Source organism: Devosia naphthalenivorans (assembly GCF_003056355.1).
Classification (GTDB): domain Bacteria; phylum Pseudomonadota; class Alphaproteobacteria; order Rhizobiales; family Devosiaceae; genus Devosia; species Devosia naphthalenivorans.
Genome location: NZ_PYVW01000042.1, coordinates 1 through 1172 on the forward strand (window position 1 = coordinate 1; position 1172 = coordinate 1172).

Genomic DNA, 1172 nt, shown 5'->3' on the forward strand with positions numbered 1-1172 from the left:
CCTCTCCCCTGAGCAACCGTGTTTGGTGTCAATCCATGTTGGTTTTCCATAGGGTATTGCTGGCGAGCACGGCGTTGGCGGTTATGATGAGCTTTCGCATGGCGGCAACGATGGCCAGCTTGGCTGGTTTGCCTTGGTCGCGCAGGCGTTGATAGAAGGCCTTGATAGGGGGATTAGCGCGGATGGCGGACAGGGTTGCCATGTAGAGGGCGCAGCGCACCGACAGGCGTCCTCCGGCAATATGGGCCTGGCCGCGCGTCTCCCCGCTGTCGCGGTTGAAGGGTGCCACCCCGGCCAGGGCGGCAGCCTGCTTGTTGCCGATGGTGCCCAATTCGGGCATTTCGGCAACCAGCACGGCGGCCGTGGTCTGCCCGATACCCGGAATGGTGATCAACAGCTCCACCTTGTGCTGGAGCGCCCCGTCACTGCGGATCTGGGTGGCGATGGCCTGGTCCATCTCGGCGATCTGGGTGCTCAGAAAGTCGATATGGGCATCGATGCTGGTGCGCACCCGGGCGGTCTCGGGATGCTCGCGCCGCTGCTTTTCGCTGGCCAGCATATCCACCATCTGCCGGCGCCGGCGCACCAGGTCGGCCATTTCCAAGGTGTGGGGATCGGGTGCGGGGCTGGGTTCTGGCTGCATCAGGCAAGCGAAGCGCAGGATCACCGCGGCGTCAATTGCATCGGTCTTGGCCAGCTGCCCGTCGGCACGGGCCAGATCGCGTACCCGGCGCGGATTGATCGCGCTGAAGGCGATGCCCTGGCGCGCCATCTCGCGCGCCATCAATCGGGTATAGCTGCCGGTTGCCTCGCACACCAGATGGGGCCGCTGCAGGCCCGCCAGCCGGGCCACCAGCCGGCTCATGCCGGCAGGATTGTTGGGCATGCGAAACACCCGTGCCCCGGCCATGGCCAGGTCCAGGTGCTGTTTGGAAACATCGACACCGACGTAATCGGAGGAAAGCGTCATGATTGCTCTGCCTTGTATGCGGGCACATGGGGCCCAACCAACCGTTCGAGACAGTCAAGAAGGGACGGACGCATGTGCTCAAGGGCGAGCTTGGCTGGCTCTGAGGGGCTACAGGCTATCCGGCCCGGACCATGGCTCACGCCACGCTCCAAGGCCGATCATCGTCAATCACGGCCTCAAAGGAAACATACAAGGGGCGAGG

Annotated in this window: 1 protein-coding gene; it reads right to left on the bottom strand. The window is 64.2% G+C overall.

Going from position 1 to position 1172, the window contains the following annotated elements:
- Positions 1–28 precede the first annotated feature (28 nt).
- Positions 29–970, bottom strand: a complete 942-nt coding sequence (locus C8264_RS21915; RefSeq protein ID WP_108463106.1) for an IS110 family RNA-guided transposase — start codon at positions 968–970, stop codon at positions 29–31.
- Positions 971–1172 lie beyond the last annotated feature (202 nt).